Annotated in this window: 21 protein-coding genes; 3 read left to right on the top strand and 18 right to left on the bottom strand. The window is 43.7% G+C overall.

The window, feature by feature from the left end:
* Positions 1-65: 65 nt before the first annotated feature.
* The 9 genes from CXF86_RS12210 to zapE all read right to left on the bottom strand — a co-directional run bounded on the left by CXF86_RS12210 (position 66) and on the right by zapE (position 11,028).
* On the bottom strand, positions 66-2,156 hold the full coding sequence (locus tag CXF86_RS12210) for a prolyl oligopeptidase family serine peptidase (protein ID WP_102039114.1): 2,091 nt from the start codon (positions 2,154-2,156) through the stop codon (positions 66-68).
* Between the two features lie 226 nt (positions 2,157-2,382).
* Positions 2,383-3,132 carry a 23S rRNA (guanosine(2251)-2'-O)-methyltransferase RlmB gene (gene rlmB, locus CXF86_RS12205; protein ID WP_102039113.1) on the bottom strand — a complete coding sequence of 250 codons (750 nt, stop codon included), beginning with the start codon at positions 3,130-3,132 and terminating at the stop codon, positions 2,383-2,385.
* Complete coding sequence (gene rnr, locus CXF86_RS12200) at positions 3,133-5,595, bottom strand: ribonuclease R (protein WP_102039112.1); 2,463 nt, start codon at positions 5,593-5,595, stop codon at positions 3,133-3,135.
* A 40-nt stretch (positions 5,596-5,635) separates the two neighbouring features.
* Complete coding sequence (locus CXF86_RS12195) at positions 5,636-6,259, bottom strand: tetratricopeptide repeat protein (protein ID WP_101092590.1); 624 nt, start codon at positions 6,257-6,259, stop codon at positions 5,636-5,638.
* 466 nt (positions 6,260-6,725) lie between these two features.
* Positions 6,726-8,021, bottom strand: coding sequence for an adenylosuccinate synthase (locus tag CXF86_RS12190; RefSeq protein ID WP_102039139.1), 1,296 nt, complete (start codon positions 8,019-8,021; stop codon positions 6,726-6,728).
* Between the two features lie 66 nt (positions 8,022-8,087).
* On the bottom strand, positions 8,088-8,276 hold the full coding sequence (locus CXF86_RS12185; protein ID WP_101092591.1) for a DUF2065 domain-containing protein: 189 nt from the start codon (positions 8,274-8,276) through the stop codon (positions 8,088-8,090).
* Between the two features lie 477 nt (positions 8,277-8,753).
* Positions 8,754-9,146, bottom strand: coding sequence for a 30S ribosomal protein S9 (gene rpsI, locus CXF86_RS12180; protein WP_101092592.1), 393 nt, complete (start codon positions 9,144-9,146; stop codon positions 8,754-8,756).
* A gap of 14 nt (positions 9,147-9,160) precedes the next feature.
* Positions 9,161-9,592 (bottom strand): 50S ribosomal protein L13, encoded by a 432-nt coding sequence (gene rplM, locus CXF86_RS12175; RefSeq protein WP_101092593.1) that lies wholly within the window; start codon positions 9,590-9,592, stop codon positions 9,161-9,163.
* 326 nt (positions 9,593-9,918) lie between these two features.
* Positions 9,919-11,028, bottom strand: coding sequence for a cell division protein ZapE (zapE, locus tag CXF86_RS12170; protein ID WP_102039138.1), 1,110 nt, complete (start codon positions 11,026-11,028; stop codon positions 9,919-9,921).
* A 165-nt stretch (positions 11,029-11,193) separates the two neighbouring features.
* Between zapE and CXF86_RS12165 the strand changes: the two genes are divergently transcribed.
* The 3 genes from CXF86_RS12165 to degS all read left to right on the top strand — a co-directional run bounded on the left by CXF86_RS12165 (position 11,194) and on the right by degS (position 14,476).
* Complete coding sequence (locus CXF86_RS12165) at positions 11,194-11,544, top strand: ZapG family protein (RefSeq protein WP_101092594.1); 351 nt, start codon at positions 11,194-11,196, stop codon at positions 11,542-11,544.
* Between the two features lie 186 nt (positions 11,545-11,730).
* Positions 11,731-13,089: a DegQ family serine endoprotease gene (locus CXF86_RS12160; RefSeq protein ID WP_102039111.1), complete on the top strand. Its 1,359-nt coding sequence runs from the start codon at positions 11,731-11,733 to the stop codon at positions 13,087-13,089.
* Positions 13,090-13,390: 301 nt separating this feature from the next.
* Positions 13,391-14,476, top strand: a complete 1,086-nt coding sequence (gene degS / locus CXF86_RS12155; RefSeq protein ID WP_102039110.1) for an outer membrane-stress sensor serine endopeptidase DegS — start codon at positions 13,391-13,393, stop codon at positions 14,474-14,476.
* Positions 14,477-14,775: 299 nt separating this feature from the next.
* On the opposite strand, the gene CXF86_RS12150 is transcribed toward degS, so the two are convergent.
* The 9 genes from CXF86_RS12150 to mlaD form a co-directional block, all read right to left on the bottom strand.
* On the bottom strand, positions 14,776-14,964 hold the full coding sequence (locus CXF86_RS12150; protein WP_102039109.1) for a hypothetical protein: 189 nt from the start codon (positions 14,962-14,964) through the stop codon (positions 14,776-14,778).
* A 212-nt stretch (positions 14,965-15,176) separates the two neighbouring features.
* Positions 15,177-16,865, bottom strand: a complete 1,689-nt coding sequence (locus CXF86_RS12145; RefSeq protein WP_102039137.1) for an Ig-like domain-containing protein — start codon at positions 16,863-16,865, stop codon at positions 15,177-15,179.
* 192 nt (positions 16,866-17,057) lie between these two features.
* Positions 17,058-17,696 (bottom strand): response regulator, encoded by a 639-nt coding sequence (locus CXF86_RS12140; RefSeq protein WP_101092598.1) that lies wholly within the window; start codon positions 17,694-17,696, stop codon positions 17,058-17,060.
* A complete protein-coding gene (locus CXF86_RS12135; protein WP_102039136.1) occupies positions 17,696-19,090 on the bottom strand; it encodes a sensor histidine kinase in 1,395 nt (464 codons plus the stop codon). The genes CXF86_RS12140 and CXF86_RS12135 overlap by 1 nt, the downstream gene beginning before the upstream one ends.
* Before the next feature lie 148 nt (positions 19,091-19,238).
* Positions 19,239-20,501 (bottom strand): UDP-N-acetylglucosamine 1-carboxyvinyltransferase, encoded by a 1,263-nt coding sequence (gene murA / locus CXF86_RS12130; RefSeq protein ID WP_101092599.1) that lies wholly within the window; start codon positions 20,499-20,501, stop codon positions 19,239-19,241.
* Positions 20,502-20,522: 21 nt separating this feature from the next.
* A complete protein-coding gene (locus tag CXF86_RS12125; protein WP_101092600.1) occupies positions 20,523-20,774 on the bottom strand; it encodes a BolA family protein in 252 nt (83 codons plus the stop codon).
* 13 nt (positions 20,775-20,787) lie between these two features.
* The gene (locus CXF86_RS12120) at positions 20,788-21,081 is read right to left on the bottom strand and encodes an STAS domain-containing protein (protein ID WP_101092601.1); all 294 of its coding nucleotides are present in this window, start codon (positions 21,079-21,081) and stop codon (positions 20,788-20,790) included.
* Positions 21,081-21,755: an MlaC/ttg2D family ABC transporter substrate-binding protein gene (locus CXF86_RS12115; protein WP_101092602.1), complete on the bottom strand. Its 675-nt coding sequence runs from the start codon at positions 21,753-21,755 to the stop codon at positions 21,081-21,083. Before CXF86_RS12115 ends, CXF86_RS12120 begins: the two co-directional genes overlap by 1 nt.
* Before the next feature lie 17 nt (positions 21,756-21,772).
* The gene (mlaD, locus tag CXF86_RS12110; RefSeq protein WP_101092603.1) at positions 21,773-22,243 is read right to left on the bottom strand and encodes an outer membrane lipid asymmetry maintenance protein MlaD; all 471 of its coding nucleotides are present in this window, start codon (positions 22,241-22,243) and stop codon (positions 21,773-21,775) included.
* Between the last annotated feature and the right edge of the window lie 54 nt (positions 22,244-22,297).

Here is a 22,297-nt window from a genome sequence, read left to right as displayed (position 1 = left end):
CATAATCAGCTTCATTAAGATTATTTTTTACTCGTATCGTCTAGCTGAATGGCTTAACGTCCAGACTACCTAAGTTGCTGCATTAAATAGGCATAGACCATTGAGCTTAATTCAGCAGCTTGATTATTATCTGCCGCCCCGGCATGACCACCCTCTATATTTTCGTAATACAACACGTCTATCCCCATACCTTCCATTTTCGCCACCATTTTACGCGCATGCGCGGGATGAACACGATCATCTCGAGTTGAAGTGGTAAAGAACACTTTAGGGTAAGCCGTGTTCGCCTTTAAATTATGGTATGGCGAGAATTCTTTAATATAATCCCACTCAGCGGGGATATCAGGGTCGCCATATTCGCCCATCCAACTCGCACCCGCGAGCAATTTATTGTAGCGCTTCATATCGAGCAACGGCACTTGGCAAACTACCGCATTATATAGCTCTGGCTTACGTGTAAACGCCGCGCCCATGAGTAGGCCGCCATTGCTGCCCCCCTGGATCCCTAAATGTTTACTTGAGGTGATTTTTCTGGCAATTAAATCCTGCGCTATTGCTTCAAAATCTTCATAAGCTTTATGGCGATTTTCTTTGAGTGCTGCTTGATGCCATGCGGGGCCATATTCACCACCACCGCGAATATTAGCCAAGACATATACGCCGCCTTGCTCAAGCCAATTTTTACCGATGGTTGCTGAATATGATGGGCGTAATGAGATTTCAAAACCGCCATAGCCATAAAGTAATGTTGGATTAGTGCCATCTAGCGTCAGATTTTTAGCCATGACCACAAAATAAGGCACTTTAGTGCCGTCCTTTGATATAGCGAAATATTGCTTAGTCTCAAACTTATCAGCAGCAAACTGCTGTTTCATTGCCTTTATTTTTTTAGCCTTCATGCTGTTGCTATCGAACAAATACAGACTTGCTGGCTCCAAGAAACTGGTGTAATCAACAAAAACCTCATCACTGTTATCTTCACCACCAAACACACTCAATGTGCCGTTTACTGCAAATGGGGCTTGTTCGGCTTGCCATTGACCCTTCTTTTGCACGTAACGCATCAACTTACTTTTAACGTTATCGAGCCAAGTAATAAGAATGGTGCTTTTAGTGAATCGTACTTGTGAAATTGAAGCTGTTGCAGTTGGCTCAACCAAGACACTAAATTCTGGTTTCTGAGCGATAAGCTTATCGAGATCCGTGTAAACAATAGCGCCTTGCTTAAAAGTCTTACCTGCTATCGTTAAGTCACTTTTAAGTTCGATATAAAGCTGATCATTGAAATAGCCTTTAATATCCGTATCTATTGGCAATGGCAAAGCAATGAGTTTGTCATTGCGATATGCATAGTGCTGCGCGGTATAAAAAGTAAGGCTTTCAGATACTAACTGTAGCGATTTTTTGTCGTCATAAATGACATAGCCGGAGACTGCTACTGATGTTTTATCACCGCTAAAAATAGTTTTTGCAGCAGATAAAGGTGTTCCTCGCTGCCACTGCTTAACCACTCTAGGATAGCCTGAATCGGTAAGGCTGTTGCCATCAGCAAAATCAGTTCCAACAAAAACGGTGTTTTTATCTATCCAACTAACACTAGATTTAGCTTCATCTAAGGCAAAGGGCTGCTGCTTTTTATCGACAAATGACTTACTCGTTAAATCAAACTCCCGTACCTCAACTGCATCCGCTCCACCGCGTGATAGCGACACCAGACAACGGTCATAATCGGGATAACGACAACTCATGCCTTTATAAACCCACTTAACGCCTTCAGCCTTGCCTAAGGCATCAATATCTAACACCGTCTCCCATTGGGGTTCAGCCTTGGTGTACTCTTCCATCGTCGTTCGACGATAAATACCACGCACGTGGTTTTCATCTTTCCAAAAGTTATAAAGAAAGCCATCCATGCGGCTTGCATACGGGATGCGTTCCTTATTGTTCAGAATCGCTAAACTGTTGCTGACTAATCCATCAAAGCCGTTATAGGCTTTGATTTCCTTCGCAGAGATAGCATTTTGTTGCTTAACCCACTCCAAAGGCTTCGCGCCCTCTACATCTTCTAACCATAGGTATTTATCTTCTTCAGCAAAAGTCGGGGCTGCAGCGGCAATTGAACTTAGCACGCATAAGGATAAAATTGGATTTCGCATTAAGGCATCCTGTTCTTCTAGTGAGTCCGACTAAGTTACTGCATGTTGTATTAAAGTTAAATAGCAATTAAATAAAAACCAATGCTCAACTCTGTCACCCTTCTACCATCACGAGCAAATCAGTCTAATTTGAAAACATCCAAATACAAAAATGCCGATGAGGCACAAACCCCATCGGCATTTAATATTAAGCGCTTATACGGAAAACTAGACCGTAATAGGTTGCTTACTTAGTCTTAGTAAGACGTTGACGTACCGCTTCGAATAAGCAGACACCTGTCGCCACTGACACGTTTAAGCTTGAAACACTACCCGCCATAGGAATAGACACTAAAGTGTCGCAACTCTCACGTGTTAGACGGCGAAGGCCTTTGTCTTCTGAGCCCATCGCAATAGCAATAGGGCCCGTTAGACTTGCTTGAAAAAGCTCACAATCAGCTTCACCTGCCGCGCCAATAATCCATATACCTTTATCCTGTAAACTACGCATGGTTCGCGCCAAGTTAGTCACTTGATATAACGGAACAATCTCAGCGGCGCCACAAGCCACTTTGCTGACAACAGGTGTCAAACCAACAGAGTTATCTTTCGGTACAATAATACCTTGTACACCTGCAGCATCGGCGTTACGTAAACAAGCACCCAAATTGTGTGGATCGGTTACTCCGTCCAAAATCAATAAGAAAGGTGTTTCGGTCTCTTCCAACATCGCATTGAGATCGCTGTCATTGAGAATTTTGGCTACTTTGACTTTAGCCACAACACCTTGGTGTTGACCGCCAGCAGACTTATCATCTAACGCTTTACGTGACGCATACTGTATTGTCACGCCCCATTCCGCTGCAATTTCTAATATCGGAGTCAGTCGCTTATCATCGCGTCCTTGTAACACCCACATTTCGATAACACGCTCAGGGCTATTCTGTAATACAGATTCAACGGCATGCAAACCAAAGGTAATATCTTGCTTTTTCATCTATTTCTTACTCGTTTTACGCTTCGCTGGCTTGGCTTTTTTAGCCGAAGACTTTGTTGCTGAAGCTTTGGTCTTAGTCGTGGGAGCTTGGCTACCACTGCTTGATTTGTTTTTGGTTGCAAATTTTGAACCCGATGTCGCTTTGGATCCACTTCTACCACCACTTGTACGCTTGCCTTTAGAAGCGCTCTTTTCTTTATCGGCAATCTTAGCGCCTTCACGATTGACGCGCTCTCTGGCGGTCATTGGCTTACTCGGCTTACGGCGTTTCCCACCAGCAGAGTCACCTTCCATCATCAGGTCGATTTGGCGATCATCGAGGTTGACGGCCGCCACTTTTACCGTGACCGTATCGCCAATTTGATACACTTGTCCAGATGCTTCACCCACTAAGCGTTGGCGCATATTATCGTACTGATAATAATCACTGCCAAGGCTAGAGATATGCACTAACCCGTCGATGAATAGATCATTGAGGCGTACAAACATACCAAAGTGAGTCACGGATGCGATAACGGCTTCAAACGTGTCACCAACATGGTCTTGCATAAACTCACATTTGAGCCAATCACTCACATCTCGAGTGGCTTCATCTGCGCGTCGCTCTGTGGTAGAACACTCAACACCCAGCTGATCAAGTTCTTCAATCTTGTATTGGAAACCACCGTCAGCAGTCCACTGGTCGGCAAGATTGCCCTCTTCTTTTGCTAACAAGTAACGGATCACTCGGTGCAAAATCAAGTCAGGATAACGGCGTATTGGTGAAGTAAAGTGCGAATACTCTTCCAATGCTAGACCGAAATGCCCTTCGTTATCGGGGGTATATGTTGCTTGCTTCATTGAACGCAGTAACATTATTTGAATAAGCTCAGCGTCCGGTCTGTCGGCAATTTGCTCCATTACCGCTTGGTAATCTTTTGGTGTCGGCTCGAGTCCACCCTCCATCGTCAAGCCACGCTCTTTAAGGAAATCCTTAAAGTTGGTTAGCTTTTGTTCCGATGGTGATTCATGTACGCGATATAACACCTCACCTTTGTGCTTTTTAACAAACTTAGCAGAGGCAACATTGGCTAAGATCATGCATTCTTCAATGATCTTATGCGCTTGATTACGATTTCGCGGTATGATTTTATCGATTTTACGCTGTTCATTAAATACAAACTGCGTTTCTGTGGTTTCAAAAGCAATGGCACCACGGTCTGCACGAATCCCATCTAATGTCAGATACAGAGATTGCAGTGTCTGCAGATGAGGGAAGATAGGTTTAAGCTTATCACTCACCTCACCGCCTTCAAGCATATCCGCTACCTGGGTATAGGTTAGACGGGCATGAGAGTGCATAACGCCAGGGTAAAACTTATATCCTGATAACTTGCCAGCGGCAGAGATGGTCATCTCAGCAACCATGCAAAGACGGTCGACCTCTGGCATCAAAGAACATAATCCATTAGAGATCTTCTCTGGCAACATCGGGATCACTTGCGATGGGAAGTAAACCGAGTTGCCACGTGAACGGGCTTCTCTGTCTAATGCAGACTCTGTGCGCACATAATGGCTCACATCAGCAATGGCTACCCATAAGCGCCAGCCACCTGACTTTTTCTTCTCGGCGTACACTGCATCATCGAAGTCTCGCGCGTCTTCACCATCAATCGTGACTAAAGGCAATTGACGTAGATCGACACGACCTTCTTTGTCCGCGTCGGTCACTTCATCAGGGATCTTTTTAAGCTTCTTTTCAATCAGTGCAGACCACTCGTGTGGTAAGTCATAATTGCGTAGTGCTATCTCAATTTCCATGCCCGGCGCCATTTGCTGGCCAAGTACTTCGGTCACTTTTGCGGCCGCTTTAACATAGCGTCCAGGTCGACGAGTGAGTTCTAAAACAACGATATCGCCTTGTCTCGCGCCTAAACGGTCTTCTTCAGCGATCAGTATCTCTTGAGTGACACGACGATCGTCAGCGATAACGAAGCCCATACCAGCATCAAGATGGAAGCGGCCAACAAGTGCGGCGCTCCGTTGTTCAACTAAACGTACAATTCTAGCTTCACGACGCCCTTTACGGTCAACGCCTGCTTTTTGTGCCAGTACTTTGTCACCGTGAAAATACATCATCATGTCACGGTTATTAATATAAAGGTCGTCTCCACCCTCTGCTAACTTTAAGAATCCAAAGCCATCGCGATGGCCTATGACGGTGCCTGTTAGCAAATCCATTCTTTCTGGTAAGCCATATGATTTACCGCGAGTAAATACGAGTTCACCGTCACGCTCCATTGCACGCAAACGACGACGGATAGCTTCTAGCTGTTCTTCGCCTTCGATTTTAAGTGCGTTTGCAATGTGTTCACGGGTAAGGGGTGACGTTTGAGAGCGTAAGTATTCTAAAATATACTCGCGACTTGGGATCGGGTTCTCGTAGTTTTCTTGCTCTCGCTTAATATGCGGATCTTGTATCATTCATTTTCCAAATTATTGGCATGGCTGCTCTCAGCTATGCTTATTGTTGCGTTCTCAGGTGTTCTTTCTTTGCCCTAGCTATTGCGCTGGGCGGCATTTTTGCCTCTAACACCTTTAACAAATTGGTTGCTTCGGTTTGTACCGTTTCATCGCTAAAAACTTCGTTGTATAGCCAATGAAAACCAGTTTCATAATCGCGGGGGCTACCATAGCCTTCACCAAATAACCGAACCAACATCATTCGCGCAGGTAAATCACCTGTCGCGGCTGCTGGTAGCACATAGTGCACAGCACGTTCTTTATCTTCCATGACGAATTTACCGTCATGGTAATACTCTGCCATTCTAACCATGGCTTCAGCACTGCCTTGCTCTGCTGAGGTTTTTAACATCGAGATCCCACGCGGCGGATTGGCCTTTACGCAGATCCCATGATTGAGCATTTCAGCCCAAAGATACTGATACAAAGGCTGCTTTAGCACTTCAGCTCTTGCTTCAATATCTTCTACAATTTGACAGTCATCGCCTTTAACTTGGGTTAAATAGCTTTTGGTACGAATTAAATCAACAAGTTGCTCTTGAGTATAGACGTCTACCGCTTTCGGAGTCGCCAGACTAGGCAAAGAAATTATCGATAATACAATAATTAATACATAACGCAGCATAAGGTCTCTCAATGACAGTGGGTTAATTCAAGCACTAAATATCGAGTCTGTTAAAAGCAAATTCTAAGCACATCTGTCTTTTCTCATCGGCAGTATACCGCATTTCTTGAGTACTAACTGCACATTAACCATTTCTGATTACGCGGTTTTAAATATTAGTCTCTGGGGGCTATTTATCTTTCGAACTTAGCTTTTGTTCGCCTCTCTATGATAGCGAATAATCAATGCAGTACCAGTCTTGAGCGATGATGAGCGAGCTAAGGGAAAAGCTAATAACGCATTATTGTCGTAAAATAATAGAGATATTTAACCGAACTAGAATGGCCGTGCTATTAGGTTATTTTCGCTGTGCAGGAGGATATTTGTGGAGAACAACTAATACATGGCCTTACCGAAACAGACTATCGACGACGGTAAAACATCAATAACCGCTAATAAAAAGGCCGCTAAACGCGGCCTCTTCTTATTAACTAAACGGATTCACTAGAATCATGGTCTCGTTTCTATCCGGACCCGTTGAGATAATATCAATCGGCGTTTCTAGCAACTCTTCTAAACGCTTAATGTAGTTGATTGCTGCCGGTGGCAGTTGCTCTACAGTAGTCGCTCCGTAAGTTGTTTCGCTCCAACCAGGCAGAGTTTCTAAAACAGGCGTAACCTGCTCATAGCCTTCTGCTGCTAGCGGTGTTGTAGTTGCTACAGTTCCATCAGGATACTCATAACCAACACAAATCTTCACTTCTTTAAGACCGTCTAGAACATCTAGTTTAGTCAAGCAGAAGCCGCTTACGCTGTTGATTTGAACTGCACGCTTCATCGCGACAACATCTAACCAACCTGGACGGCGTTTACGACCTGTAGTCGCACCAAACTCATGACCCTTAGTACCTAAGTAGTCACCAATTTCGTTTTTCAATTCCGTAGGGAACGGACCTGCACCAACACGAGTGGTGTATGCCTTCATGATACCCAAAACGTAATCTAGATGACGAGGACCAAATCCAGAACCCGTAGCAACACCACCTGCGGTAGTATTAGAAGAGGTTACAAATGGATAAGTACCATGGTCAATATCGAGTAACGTGCCTTGAGCACCTTCAAATAGAATTGGCTCACCGGCTTTACGTGCCTGATCAAGAAGCTCAGAAACGTCGACGCACATACTCTTCAAGTAATCAGCAATTGCTAGAGCATCTTTCAATGTCTCTTCGTAATCTACCGCTTCACACTTGTAGTATTCGGTCAGCATGAAGTTATGATAAGCCATCACTTCCTTCAGTTTCTCTGCAAACAATTCTGCATTAAACAGATCGCCTACACGCAAACCGCGACGTGATACTTTATCTTCATATGCTGGACCAATTCCACGACCCGTCGTGCCGATAGCTTTATTGCCACGCGCTTTTTCGCGGGCCATATCTAATGCACAATGGAATGGAAGAATTAGAGGACATGCTTCAGAAATTAATAAACGTTCCTCTACAGGTACGCCACGCTCTTTAAGCATGTTAATTTCAGTCATCAGTGCGTCAGGTGCAAGCACCACGCCGTTACCAATAATGCATTTTACATTATCGCGTAAGATCCCTGATGGAATAAGATGAAGAACGGTCTTGTCGCCATCGATAACAAGAGTATGACCCGCATTGTGGCCACCTTGGTAACGAACGACATATTTAGCCTGTTCGGTAAGAAGATCTACTATCTTACCCTTGCCTTCGTCACCCCATTGGGTGCCGAGAACTACAACGTTTTTGCCCATTATTTGCTGCACGGTAGTGGTTAAAACGGGATTTTAGCAGATCTATAGGGGCGGTAGGCAAGTATTTTATGAAAAAATAATCAATATAATCACACCAACGGTGACTAAAGAGCCACCTAAACGTTGCAAAAGCTGCTGATTTTGATTGGAAATTTCTTTTAAATACGCTCGCCAACGATTGGGAAATAATAAGGGGCCAATTCCTTCAATGATGAGCACTAAACCTAACGCAAGCATGATTAACTCAAAAGACATAACAAAGTATTTCCTGTACCGAACACTGAAGAATATAAAGCACTTTACCTCTCCTAATAGCCAGCTTCTCTAGCCACTATGATTACCGAGTTGCTCTTCAGCCATCTTATAGTAAGTGTGACCTCAGATAAATGTCGTAATAACCGACAAGCCAAATAAGCTAATCAAAATCCCTCTCAATAGTGCTGTCGTGTGTGCTGAGCCAAAAAGGCAAGCTTCCATACATATGGCAACGTAAAAGCTGCACATGCGTATTTCAGCCGTTATCTGCCACAGGTTTAGCCAGTGCATTGCGGAGGGATTTTATTTGCCGATACAAATGAAAGCGTTCAGGACGTGTAAAAGCAACAACCTGAATGAAGAGTCGCTCGAAAAAGCAGACTAAGTTGATAAGTATTGTGATTAGGCAAAGCGGTAATTTCTAGGCAATAAAAAACCCAGCATATAGCTGGGCTTTTTGAATTCTGAAAGCGAAAATTAACGCTTAGAGAATTGTGGCTTCTTACGTGCTTTACGTAGGCCAACTTTCTTACGCTCAACTTTACGAGCATCACGGGTAACGAAACCAGCAGCACGTAGAGAAGGACGTAGAGTCTCGTCAATTTCCATCAACGCACGGGTAATACCGTGACGAATAGCGCCTGCTTGGCCAGTGTTACCACCACCCTTAACAGTTACCATGATGTCTAGCTTGTCAGTCATTTCAACTAGCTCTAGAGGCTGACGAACAACCATGCGAGAAGTTTCACGACCGAAATATTCGTCTAGAGGTAACTGGTTAACGATAATGTTACCAGTACCTACTTTAACGAATACACGAGCAGTAGAAGTTTTGCGACGGCCAGTGCCGTAGTATTGAGTTGCAGCCATTGCTATAATCCCGTTTAGATATCAAGTACTTGAGGTTGTTGTGCAGCGTGGTTATGCTCTGTACCAGCGTAAACTTTAAGCTTACGGAACATGGCACGGCCCAATGGGCCTTTAGGTAGCATACCCTTAACAGCCTTTTCGATAATCATTTCAGGCTTATGAGCTTGCAGCTTCTCAAAAGTTATCTGCTTAATGCCACCGATGAAACCAGAGTGTGAATAGTAAACTTTGCCTTTGGCTTTGTTTCCAGTCACGGTAACTTTCTCAGCGTTAATAACGATGATGTAGTCACCAGTATCAACATGAGGCGTATACTCTGGCTTATGCTTTCCGCGTAGGCGAGAAGCTATTTCAGTAGCGATACGACCCAAAGTTTTACCTTCGGCGTCAACGACGAACCAATCACGAGTGACTGTTTCTGGTGTAGCAGTAAAAGTAGTCTTCATTTTACAAAAACCCAATGTTAAAATTCTGTCTCACATGCTAATGCCATTATTGGCAAAAACACAAAAAATGCCTTTCCCCGCCCCTTCGAGCAAAGAATTAGGCTTTACAACTTCCACCTAGAGTGGTGGATAACGAGGGCAGGTGGCGGATTATAGACAAAGATGAGTTAAAAATCACCTAATTTCTAGATAAATTCTTATCTCTTTTTAAACGTTTCATCTATCAAGGCTGCAGATGACCCTCTGATCGCTTCATAACGTAGGAAATAAGGTCGTTTTAGAGACAAATAATCAAGTTAAAAAGCAGCGAGTGATTGGCTTCAAACTTAAGGTAAATGCTCTAACGCCAAATAATCGTGGGACTGCATTTCGGTCAATCTGGAACGACAACGTTTAAATTCAAAATTCAGTAAGCCTTTAGTATAGATTTCCTCTAAAGAGACTGCCGATGAAATAATTAATTTAACATTACGCTCATAAAACTCATCTACCATCGCTAGAAATCGACGTGCAATGTCATCACCGGTTAAATGCTCGCCCATCTGCTCTACGTTACTGAGCAACACCGTATGGTAAAGTCTTGCAACCTCCATATAGTCTCGTTGGCTGCGCGGGCCATCGCATAACGCTCTAAAATCAATCAACAATACCCCTTGGGCTTGCTGACGGATCTCAATGACGCGGCCATCAATTAGCACCCCTTCTTGTGAGATCTCAGATTCCGGGGCTAACTTCGCAAAATACTCTTGTAAGTTTTGCTCAGCCTGTGCATCTAATGGTGAGTGATAGATCTCAGCTTGCTCAAGTGTTCTTAGTCGGTAATCAATGCCTGAGTCGACATTTAAAATATCGCAATACTTATTAATAGCAGCAATCGCGGGTAGGAATCTAGCCCGCTGCAGACCATTGCGATACAGTTCGTCAGGGATGATGTTAGACGTCGCGACTAAGGCGACGCCTTCAGCAAACAAGGATTCAAACAAGGATCCTAACAACATTGCGTCAGTAATATCAGAGACAAAGAATTCATCAAAGCAGATCACTTGATATTGTGTCGCCATTTTTTTAGCGATAATGACCAGCGGATCACGTTGCCCTTGTAGCTGTGCCAAATCAATATGTAATTGATGCATAAATCGATGGAAATGCGCACGCAGCTTTTTTTCACCCGGAAGAGAATCAAAAAAGGTATCCATTAGATACGTCTTACCGCGACCCACTCCGCCCCATAAATAGAGCCCTTGTACACTTTGCTTTGATTTTGTCCCAAATAGAGAAAACAGCTTACTCTTGCTGCGTCCTTGGCTATTCAGTGCGATAAGATCGTCGTACACTCGTTGCAGTTGCTTTACCGCTTCTTCTTGTGCAACGTCGTGGGAAAAGTCATCTCGAGTTAAATCTTGTTGATAATGCTGCCAAGGAGTTAAATGCGACACGTAAATCATTCTCTATCTGTAGGTAAGGAACAAACACAAATCAGCCGTTCAGGACTGTTTGGTGATTAATTATAATTAAACTATTTCAGTAAATAGTACCACGGCCGAAAGCCGCCATGTATATTTGGCAGCATCTCTCTTTTTAAAGTCGTCATTGGAGTCAATATGGAATGGGCATTAACCTTTGCAGCCTTCGTTATAGGCAGCGTTTTTGGCTACGTTGGGCATACCGTTTTAACTATAAAAAATAAAGACAAAAGTCAAAATAAACAGCTAGAGCAAACTCAGCTGGAACTTTACCAATATAAGCAAGAAGTATCAGATCACTTTGACGGCCACTATAAACAACTCTCGGAACTTACCCACCTAGTCAATAAGGTTAACCAGCAATGGAATACATCTGCGAGCTTATTAACCTCCCCAACGACTGATAAACATCTAGCTGATTTAGCGCCTGTAGATAACCGCAGCGTAGCAACCGATAGCACCTATACTGAAAAGACTGCATCACTATAGAGAATGTATCGATAAATTAACCTTTGTTAATCATTGATGAACTTTTTGATACTCGCTTGAGTCCGACTCAATAACGAATGATATAAAACAGATTATATGATTTGCATGGCATTCACCTTTTGTTAAAGATAAACCAGTGCCGAACCGTGCAAACATTAGTATTGACGAAATTGGAGCAACGTATAAATGAAGACTAAATTATCCTTACTTTCAGCAGCCTTTTTAAGTGCTTCTTTAATGCTAGCCCCCACTGTATCTCAGGCCGCAATCCCTCTTGCCGTCGGCGGTGAACTCTTACCGAGTTTAGCTCCTATGTTACATAAAACGACGCCAGCAGTGGTCGCCGTAGCAGTGTCAGGCACGCATGTTTCTAAGCAAAAAGTCCCTGATGCATTCCGCTATTTCTTTGGCCCTAACGCACCAAGAGAACAAGTACAGGAGCGTCCATTTAAAGGACTAGGTTCGGGCGTCATCATCGATGCTAAAGAGGGTTATATTGTTACTAATAACCATGTTATTGAGGGCGCTGATGAAATCCTTATCGGATTATCTGATGGCCGCGAAGTTGAAGCAAAACTCATTGGTACTGATACCGAATCAGATATCGCCCTATTAAAAATCGAAGCCAAAAACCTCACAGCCCTTAAGCGCGCTGACTCCGACGAGCTACAAGTAGGAGATTTTGCGGTAGCCATTGGTAATCCGTTTGGTCTTGGTCAAACCGTCACATCGGGTATTGTCAGTGCGATGGGCCGAAGTGGCCTTGGCATTGAAATGCTTGAGAACTTTATTCAAACCGATGCAGCTATCAACAGTGGTAACTCCGGGGGGGCATTAGTTAATTTAAATGGTGACCTCATCGGTATCAATACCGCGATTGTCGCTCCAGGCGGCGGCAACGTTGGTATCGGTTTTGCGATACCATCAAACATGGTCAACAACCTAGTGGACCAAATTATTGAACATGGTGAAGTGCGTCGTGGCGTACTTGGGGTATTAGGTCAAGACCTTACCAGTGAGCTGGCAAAAGGCTTTGGCATTGACACCCAGCACGGTGGTTTCATTAATGAAGTCATGCCAGACAGTGCTGCAGACAAAGCAGGCATAAAAGTAGGCGACATTATTACCAGTGTTAATGGTCGCAAGATTAAGAGTTTCCAAGAACTACGCGCCAAAGTTGCCACTATGGGCGCCGGTAGCAAAGTTGAATTTGGCCTGATCCGTGACGGTGATGAAGAGTCCGTGACCGCAACACTCGGAGAATCAACCCAAACAGCAGAAGCCGCCGCAGGGGCAGTACACCCAATGTTACAAGGTGCAAAACTTGAAAATGCTGATGCCTCATCAGGAGTCGCGATTACCGATGTAGCTCAGGGCTCACCAGCAGCGGCGAGTGGTTTGATAAAAGGTGATGTTATTGTGGGTGTAAACCGCACTAAAGTGAAAAACCTAAAATCACTCAAGTCAGTGTTTGAAGAGCAGAAAGGCTCTGTCGCGTTAAAAATACAACGAGACAACACCAGCATATATTTGATCCTTCGCTAAGTTCATCAGCGTAAACTGAATAGCCGAGTAATATACTCGGCTATTTTATTGTCGGTCAAAGTGCTTTCGTATGCGTGTTTAATATATACCCATCCTACTTGAAGGTGCTCGTTTCAGAGGCCTTCTGCGATGGGTTTTAATGGGCTTTACTCTGTGTTATCGATTTTACTAAGGGAACAACCATTAGTAGCAATCAATGCCTTGATTAAAGCCCATTAAATTCCCACTGAATCCAGCATTTTCAGGTAGGGTGGGTATAAACATGTTAATCTAACTCATCTTTTCAGTATTAACTCCCAATATGATGATTAAAGACACTCTTATATATGTCGGTAAAGCCATAGCATTTGGCCTTATCATGGCTGTGGTTATCATTATTGTGATGCCTTTAATTACCGGGCAAAGCCTCACTAATGGCTTAATGAGCCGTGCGGTAACCAGCAGCAACGAATTATCTTTTGCAACCGCAGTGCGCCGAGCGGCACCCGCTGTTGTCAATATTTATAGCCTCAGCATTGATCAAAGACAACCGCTTAAACCCAGTTCATTACAAGGATTGGGCTCAGGTGTTATCATGAGCAAAGAGGGTTATATCCTTACCAACTACCACGTCATTAAACAAGCCGACGAAATTGTCGTCGCGTTGCAAGATGGTAGAAAATTCACCTCTGAAGTGGTTGGCAGCGATCCCGAAACCGATTTAGCGGTATTAAAAGTCGAGGGCGATAATCTTCCTATCGTGCCACTTGGACTCGAGGTACCAGCAAGAGTGGGTGATGTCGTATTGGCCATTGGTAACCCCTACAACTTAGGCCAAACCATTACCCAAGGCATTATTAGTGCAACGGGTCGAAATGGACTCAGTTCTGGTTACCTTGATTTTCTACAAACTGATGCTGCGATTAATGCGGGTAACTCGGGTGGTGCACTCATTGATACTACCGGCCAATTAGTCGGTATTAACACCGCGGCTTTTCAGGTTGGTAAAGAAAGTGGTACTCACGGTATTAGCTTTGCAATCCCCATCAAACTGGCTCACAGCATTATGGGTAAGTTGGTTAAAGATGGCCGCGTTATTCGTGGTGCTTTAGGTATTAGTGGTGAAGCGGTTGGTCCCGTGATGACACAAATTCTTAATCTTCCAGACTTAACGGGTGTACTAGTGACAAGTATCGACCCAGCCGGTCCGGCGGCAAAAGCACAACTGCAAATCCGTGATGTAATAACGCATTATCAAGGTGAAGCGATACCGGGCGTTGAGATGTTGATGGATAGAATCGCTGAAACAAAACCTGGTATGGAAGTTAAAATCACCATTATTCGCGAAGGTAAGTCTTACGATGTACCAGTGATAATTGATGAGAAGCCAGTTCACAACAAAAAGTAACCGCTAACCTCCTTGACCCATAACAAGCCTGCTTAATGCAGGCTTTTTTGTCACTATTCAACGCCATCTCAATAAATATCGGTTCAGTTCAGAAACCTCAAGCATTTTCAATACTACACCGCGCCAAAAGCGCATTGACGAGATAATCACTCCCACCTGTAGCCAATACAAGGCAGAAATGGATATATCGCAATGGTTATGCGAAGTGAGCTTATCTCTATATATTGTCCAGCTCTTCATTAAGGGAAAAAGCCGAACTGATATTGAATCGGAGCGGTATAACTTAATTCCAAGTAAGTTCAATTAGCTGCTGTGGATTTCGGTAGCTGCTGCGGTTTCTTTTGCAGTAAGCCAAACCAGAATGCGATCTCTAAAGCCACACCTAAGATCAGTACCCCTTTAGCGCCTGATGCAAAGCCAACGGCGTAACACGCCAGCGCAGTCAATATTAGCAGTAGTAATAAGCCCACTCTTTGCCATAATTTCATCTATCTCAGCTCCCTTTTAGTCAACTCTACATGAACCCTTCTTCAACGCTTAGTGTTAACCATAGCAAAATGAGTTAAAGGAGTACGCTCTAGTATATTAACCTTTGTTTATCTTAAGTGGGTGGGTAAGCAGAAGTTCAACACATGAAAAAGCCGCTCTAATGATGAAATAGAGCGGCTTTTGGCAGGGATAATAAAGGTAAGCTTACTGACTACTTATGGATTTTAGGTAGTGCAGCTGCTCTTTCTGTATATTTTTCGTGACAGTTACCACAAGTAAACTCAGCGGTTGCCCAAGGCATTTGGAACTTACCATCGGCGGTGAACTGCTTTGCTGTTGGGTCTAGGTCGACAGTGAACAAGTGAGACTTCACATCACCAAATACCGTAGCTCCTCCACCTTGTCTTGGTGCTGTCTTAACTGCACTCTTAGCCAGTTTCGGCATATGACAGTCAGTACATGCTGCGGCGGCATGAGGAGCGGCGGCATGAGTATTCTGAGCGAACTCTTTTGTTTTCAATGGACCTTCGGTAGCATTGTGACAAGCTGTACACTCTTTCACTGCGCCAGTGTGCAGGCCATCAGCACTATCTGCATTCAAGGTAGACTTGTGAGAATCATGACAAGAGGTACATGCCATGCCACTCTTAGGGCCAATTTCGTCACCCGCTTTATAAGTGCCATAATCTTCAGGAACGACACCTAACATCTCATCGGCAGTTTGGTGATGCTTTGATAAACCGCCTTTAGAGATAATACGGCCACCGACTTTGCTGCCATCAGGGAAGGCTTCGTTGTAATGGCTCACAAACGATGGGTAATCTTTCTCACCATCACGTGTATGACATTCGGCACAAGTAACAGCCTTACCGTAAGCCATATCTTCAGCTAAGAAATCATCGGTAATACGTGCGACCGCAATCTTAGTGATATTGTCTTTTGAAGGAGACTTAACATGGAAACTACCCGCACCGTGACAAGACTCACACTGCACACCTTGCTCAGCAAAAGTACCATTCATGCCCGGTAAGTCATCTTGGCGTAATGGGCTGCGAGTATCGCCACCAGCTACATCAGTCGTGCGCTTCCAACCCGTTGTATGACAGTTACCACAGCTATATTGAACATTGAACTCGGTATCCTTGTAATTGCCCATAACATCCGCATCGCCTGGATGATTATCAGGAATATTCAATTCTCCGGCAGAGTTTCGAATGTTGTATTGCACATCTTTACCGGTAACGATGTAGCCATCTTTGTCTAACCAGCGCATTTTCCAACCGTAACCACCGACTGTATATGTGACTTCGTCATAACTTGTTGGTGCACCTAAAACATTATTGGGTACTGAATCGACCAATAGATCGATAGCGCCAATAATGGTTGTTGCTGGGGTATATGGGAATACAGGAGCATCATTTCCAGGGTTTTTCATGATCTTAAAGTTATGACCAGTCTTAACAAAAGATTCATGTTTGCCACTGTGGCAACTAGCACAAGATGCCGAACCAACATAAGCTAATACTTCTGGCTCTGGCAGTGCTTCAACAGTAACGGTAACAACAGCAGACGCTTCATCAGTACCGTCAGTGATGGTGTAGTTAAACTTCACCTCACCGGCATCGCTGCCTGCGGTAAAGTCAACTTTGCCATCTTTAATAACGGCACTACCTGAATCAACAGAAACAATAGTTAGCGAATCGCCATCAGCATCGGTATCGTTTGCCAATACATCGATGGTCACGACTGCTGATGCAAGGACATTTGCGGCATCAGCGACGGCAACAGGTGGAGTATTCTCTACAGGTGGGGTGGTATCATCATTATCACTACCACATGCAACCAACATGGTTATCATGCTGGCGAGTAGTAGCTTTTTACATGGGATTTGTGCGTTCATAAGTTCATCCTCAACATTGCTCATATTCATATCGCCGAGATAAATCTGTTTGGCGATTGATAGCCTCTATGGACATGGGTCAAGTATTGAAGAGTTACTACTAAAGAGATAGATAACTAGAGTTCACTAGAATTAACAAGTTGTGAACTATTGTTATCAGAATGTATCTAACGTCTTATTTATTAACTATATTTAATCTTCAGATAAGTTGTGATGTTGTAAAACAAATTGACCTGTATTTGTCAGAATATAGATCTTCTTCTCATTTTGCATAACAAGGCCAGCCTTTTTTAATTGACGTAGATGGAAGTTAAACTTGGTATGGTCATCCATTTCGACCAAACGACACAAATCCATAAATTTCAAGGCTTGATGGGCTGCCAGTGCTATTAATGCCTTGCGGCGGTATGGGTTAGCCAGCGCGCTGTAGACAAGATCAGGGTCGAGATCAGAACGGCTTTTAAGCATCTCTTTTTCCGCTAAGCTACGCTTAATGGTCACAATGAGTTCCTGGCTCTTAAAAGGCTTAGTCATCACACTATCAGCCCCCTTTTTCATCGCATCAACTGCAGTATCAACCGTTGCATAAGCGGTAATAATCACGATGGCAATAAAAGGCTGCTGATGGCGTAAATTCGATATAGCTTCAACGCCAGTCATCCCCGACATCAAGAGATCTAATAGCGCGATATCAAAGTGTTGTAGTTCACTTTCTGCAATTGCAGCTTCAGCGCTCTCAACTGCCGTTACCCGGTAACCTTCAAGCTCAAGCAGTTCAACCATGTTACGCCTAAGTTCGTTATCATCTTCGGCCAGTAGAATAGAGATCATTAGCAGAGCTCCCGATAAAAGACTAACTCTACAGTGGTACCTTTATCTAACTCACTCACAATATTCATTTTCCCGTTATGTAATGATGTAATTTGCTCACAAATAGCCAACCCTAACCCAGTGCCTTTGCCGACTGGTTTACTGGAGTAAAACAGTTCTGTAGCACGAGCTAACCCCTCTTTACTCATACCACAGCCGACATCTTTGACAGTAATAATGACCCGAGTATCTACCTCGGTAACATCAACTGTTATTCTTTGCCGAAGCTGCGATGCATCTAACGCGTTACAAAGTAAGTTGATGATTAACTCTTCTAATTTAATTTTTTCACAATAGAGAAAAATATGAGCTGCACAATTCAACTGGATCTCATGATGCTTACAGCGGTGAGCCAACAACTTTACAGCGCTATTTAATATATCTTCAATCGCAACATTGCCGCGTATGCCTGACGCGGGCCGAGCATAGCTCAATAGCTCTTTACTGATAGATGAAGCACGCTCAATACCCAGTCTAGCTCGATTCAAGTAGTCCCCTTCAGAACTAAAATGTTCAGGGTTCTTCCGCTGCCAAAGATCTAGCGCGAGTGTTGAAGAGGCCAATGGATTATTGATCTCGTGCGCCACTCCCATTGCTAATCGACCTATCGCTTTGTATTTATCAGCCTCAAGAGCACGCTTAAGCTTGGCTGCGGTTACTTGCTCTCTTTCCAAATCAAAGACTTTTAACGCCTTAAACAGTGCAACTAAAATCAAGCCGCCAGCGAGGGTTCGCAACACCGGCACACTATGATGAGAATCTGTCGGTACGAGTCCTGAGAGTACACCGTATATCAGTAGGCCAACCCCACTGATCACAAAGTACAATCCATAGTGATGCTTCTCTTGACGTAAGCTATTGCCATAAACGGCCATGCCAATGCCCGCTAAAGAGGCACTACCAAAACCAATTAATATACGGGTATATTGACTCGCTTCAGCAAAACCAGTGTTGTTGGCTGCCAGATCATGCAGGTCTGGAATAATCAGCCATAGATAGCTAATTAATATCGACAGAATGATCCCATGCCCAACCATAGCAACCCGCTTGGTGGTAATACTCAGTATTTGCCAAGCAAACACCATTAACGCGATATAGGATAAGAGTAGCTTAGCAAGGCTGAGCCACTGGATCAGTAGTTGATACTGCTGCCCAATATCATGCGAAAAAATAATAATATACAGTTCGGACCACTCATGGAAGGCGTGTGAAAACCCAAAAATGGCCAACGCCCACAGGGTAGGAGCAACTTTAAGCTGGCTATATCTAAAATTTCGGAATACGACAGCGCAACCTATAGAGAAAAAAACTAGGCCGTAGAATAGATAGATATTAAAAGTGACAAAAATAGGCATAGCGATAACATAACATTGTAAAGATAGCCATGTGTTGATCTTGTTCTGATTTAGCCTCTCGTTAATTTGCGCTAGTTCATAAAACAAAAAACCATTTAAGCGATAACGCCTAAATGGTTCTTATTTCGTAAAGCTAAGCTCAATCAGTTTATGATTTTACCCGTTCAACGTGTCCACCAAGCCCTTTGAACTTTTGTTCAATATGCTCGTAACCGCGATCTAAATGGTAGATACGGTCAACAATCGTTGTTCCTTCAGCAACAAGCCCTGCAATCACTAAACTGGCTGATGCCCGTAGATCGGTTGCCATCACTTGTGCACCATTTAGCTTTTCAATGCCGTGGATAATACAGGTATTACCCTCTAGCTCCATTGTTGCGCCCATACGGCTCAGCTCTGGAACATGCATAAAGCGGTTCTCAAAAATGGTTTCAGTGATGGTTGCGGTACCTTCTGCTAATGCATTAAGCACACAAAATTGTGCTTGCATGTCAGTTGGAAAGCCAGGGTAAGCCACCGTCTTAATATTGACTGCTTTAGGGCGCTGCCCTTGCATATCAAGTTCAATCCAGTCATCACCGGTAGTGATCTTTGCGCCTGCATCTTCAAGCTTAGCCAGTACCGCTTCAAGCGATTTAGGGTCCGCTTTAGTGCAACGAATCTTTCCGCGAGTCACCGCTGCGGCCACAAGAAAGCTACCGGTTTCGATGCGGTCCGGCATCACGCGATAATCACAACCTTGGAGCGACTCAACACCTTGAATGCGAATGGTATCGGTACCAGCGCCTTCGATGTTTGCCCCCATTGCCATCAAGCAATTGGCTAAATCTACAATTTCAGGCTCACGTGCTGCATTTTCGATAACAGTTTCGCCATCAGCTAATGCAGCAGCCATTAATAAGTTCTCGGTTGCGCCGACGCTGATCATATCCATAAAGATATGGGCGCCTTTAAGACGACCGTCAACACGAGCTTTGATATAGCCCTCTTTGACTTCAATCTTGGCACCCATTTGCTCTAAGCCTTGCAGATGCAAATTCACCGGGCGGGCACCAATAGCACAACCACCGGGCAGAGACACATCAGCCTTACCGTATCGAGCAAGTAAAGGGCCTAGAATCAATATCGATGCACGCATCGTTTTAACTAATTCATAAGGGGCGCAAAACTCATTAAGATTGGTGGTTGAGATACACACTTTATCATCGCCTGAGCGAGTGACTTCGGCACCCAAGCAGCGTAATAATTCACAACTGGTATTAACATCCCTAAGACTAGGAACATTAGATACATTAAAGTCTGTCTCAGCTAACACACCCGCCATTAGAATTGGCAGAGCCGCGTTTTTGGCGCCTGAAATGACAACTTCACCCGCAAGCGCATTGCTCGCTTCAATTTTTAATTTATCCACATTAACTCTCTAAATCAGCAATTACATATTAAAGACTTTTTCACGCTTCCATTGTGTTGGCGTGAATGCATTAATCGTAATAGCGTGTAACTCACCGCTAGTAATGTGAGCCATTAATGGACCATAAATTGTCTGTTGCTGCTTAACGCGCCCCATCCCGTCAAAACAATCACCGACGGCGACAATCTTGTAATGAGTCCCTTCTTGAGTCACTTTTACTTCTTCTAAGGATAATGCTTCTAACAGGATCGCTTCTATATCTTTACATTCCATGGAACTATTCACCTTACTGTGCTTCTTCATAAAAGAAGTCGTTTAAATCATATAATACGATAAATTTCTTAAGCTGCTCTGAAGCTGAAATCAACTTCAAGCTAGCACCTTTTGCGGCAAAAACACTGACTAATTCGAGTAAAAATGCCACTCCAGCACTGTCACAATATTCAATGTCCGATAACTGTAAAAAAGCAGTGTCGACATCCAATAAGCAACGTCTGTCATTCCATAGACTGATTACGGCATCTTGATCTAAGCGGCCGCTAATCGCACAAATAATACCTTGCTGTTGAAAGCTTGCCACTAGTTGGCCTGCTCACTCGGGTTTAAATCAATATGAGTCGCTGTGCGCTCAATGAGCATCTCGATCACTGCTTCGATGCCTTTTTGACGAACCAAGTTAGTGACCTCTGATTGCTTTGAAGATAATAAGCTAACACCTTCGGCAACAAGATCAAATGCTTTCCAAGTATCATCTTTTAAACGCCGAGCTCTAAACTGTAACTTGATTTCAGGGCGCCCTTTCTCGATGATCCTAACATTAACGTTGACCATCTTCTCGCCGGAAAAATCTTTAGCAGGATTAAATTTAACCGTTTGATCTGTATATTCAGTAAACGCTTGTGCATACGTTGAAACTAAATAACCTCTAAAAGCCTCAACAAAGCGAGTACGTTCATCTTTTGTAGTGTCACGTAAGTACTGACCCAACACTTTATAAGAGGCGTATTTATAATCGATATACGGCATCAACTCTTCGGTAACAATAACCTTTAAATGCTCAGGATTATCAGCAATCAACTGCCTATCTAGGTTAAAGCGCGCAAATGTTTTTTTAGAAACAGCCTCAACCATTGTATAAGGGTTCGTTTTATCTATCTCAACATCGGTACTATTTTCGGTATCAGCCGCTTGCACGCTAAGACTCATAAACGCCACTGTAACCAGCATCAATCCGCGACAAAATTTATTCAACATATCCATTACTCCTACCGCTAATCTTTTGAACCTGCACTATATAAGAACTGGCCAATCAGTTCTTCTAATACCAATGCCGAATGGGTATCGTCAATACTGTCACCATCGGCTAACATCTCAACATCGTCATCCATAAAACCTGGGGCCAGCCCTAAAAACTGCTCGCCTAATAAGCCGGATGTTAAGATCGATAACGTGCTCGTTTCTGGGAAATACTGATAGCGCTTATCCATCGAGAGCGTAACGATAGGGACCAATCTTTCTGGGTCCAAAGTGATGGCACTAACTCGGCCAACCACCACGCCACCTACCTTCACTGGAGAACGCACTTTCAAACCGCCAATATTGCTGAATTTGGCGTGGAGGGAATAACTACTGTCACCCGTTTTTACTTCTACATTGGCAACATTGAAAACTAATATTAAAAACGCTGCCAATCCAGACAATAAAAATAGGCCGACTAACACCTCAATCTTCCGTGTCAACATAACTCATTTACCACTCTATTCAATAAATCTAAACAATAATTAACATGCTTGCAA

This window comes from Shewanella sp. GutCb, from assembly GCF_002836135.1.
Classification (GTDB): domain Bacteria; phylum Pseudomonadota; class Gammaproteobacteria; order Enterobacterales; family Shewanellaceae; genus Shewanella.
The sequence above is the reverse complement of the archived record's forward strand: the minus strand, read 5'-3'. Positions and strand labels throughout refer to the sequence as shown.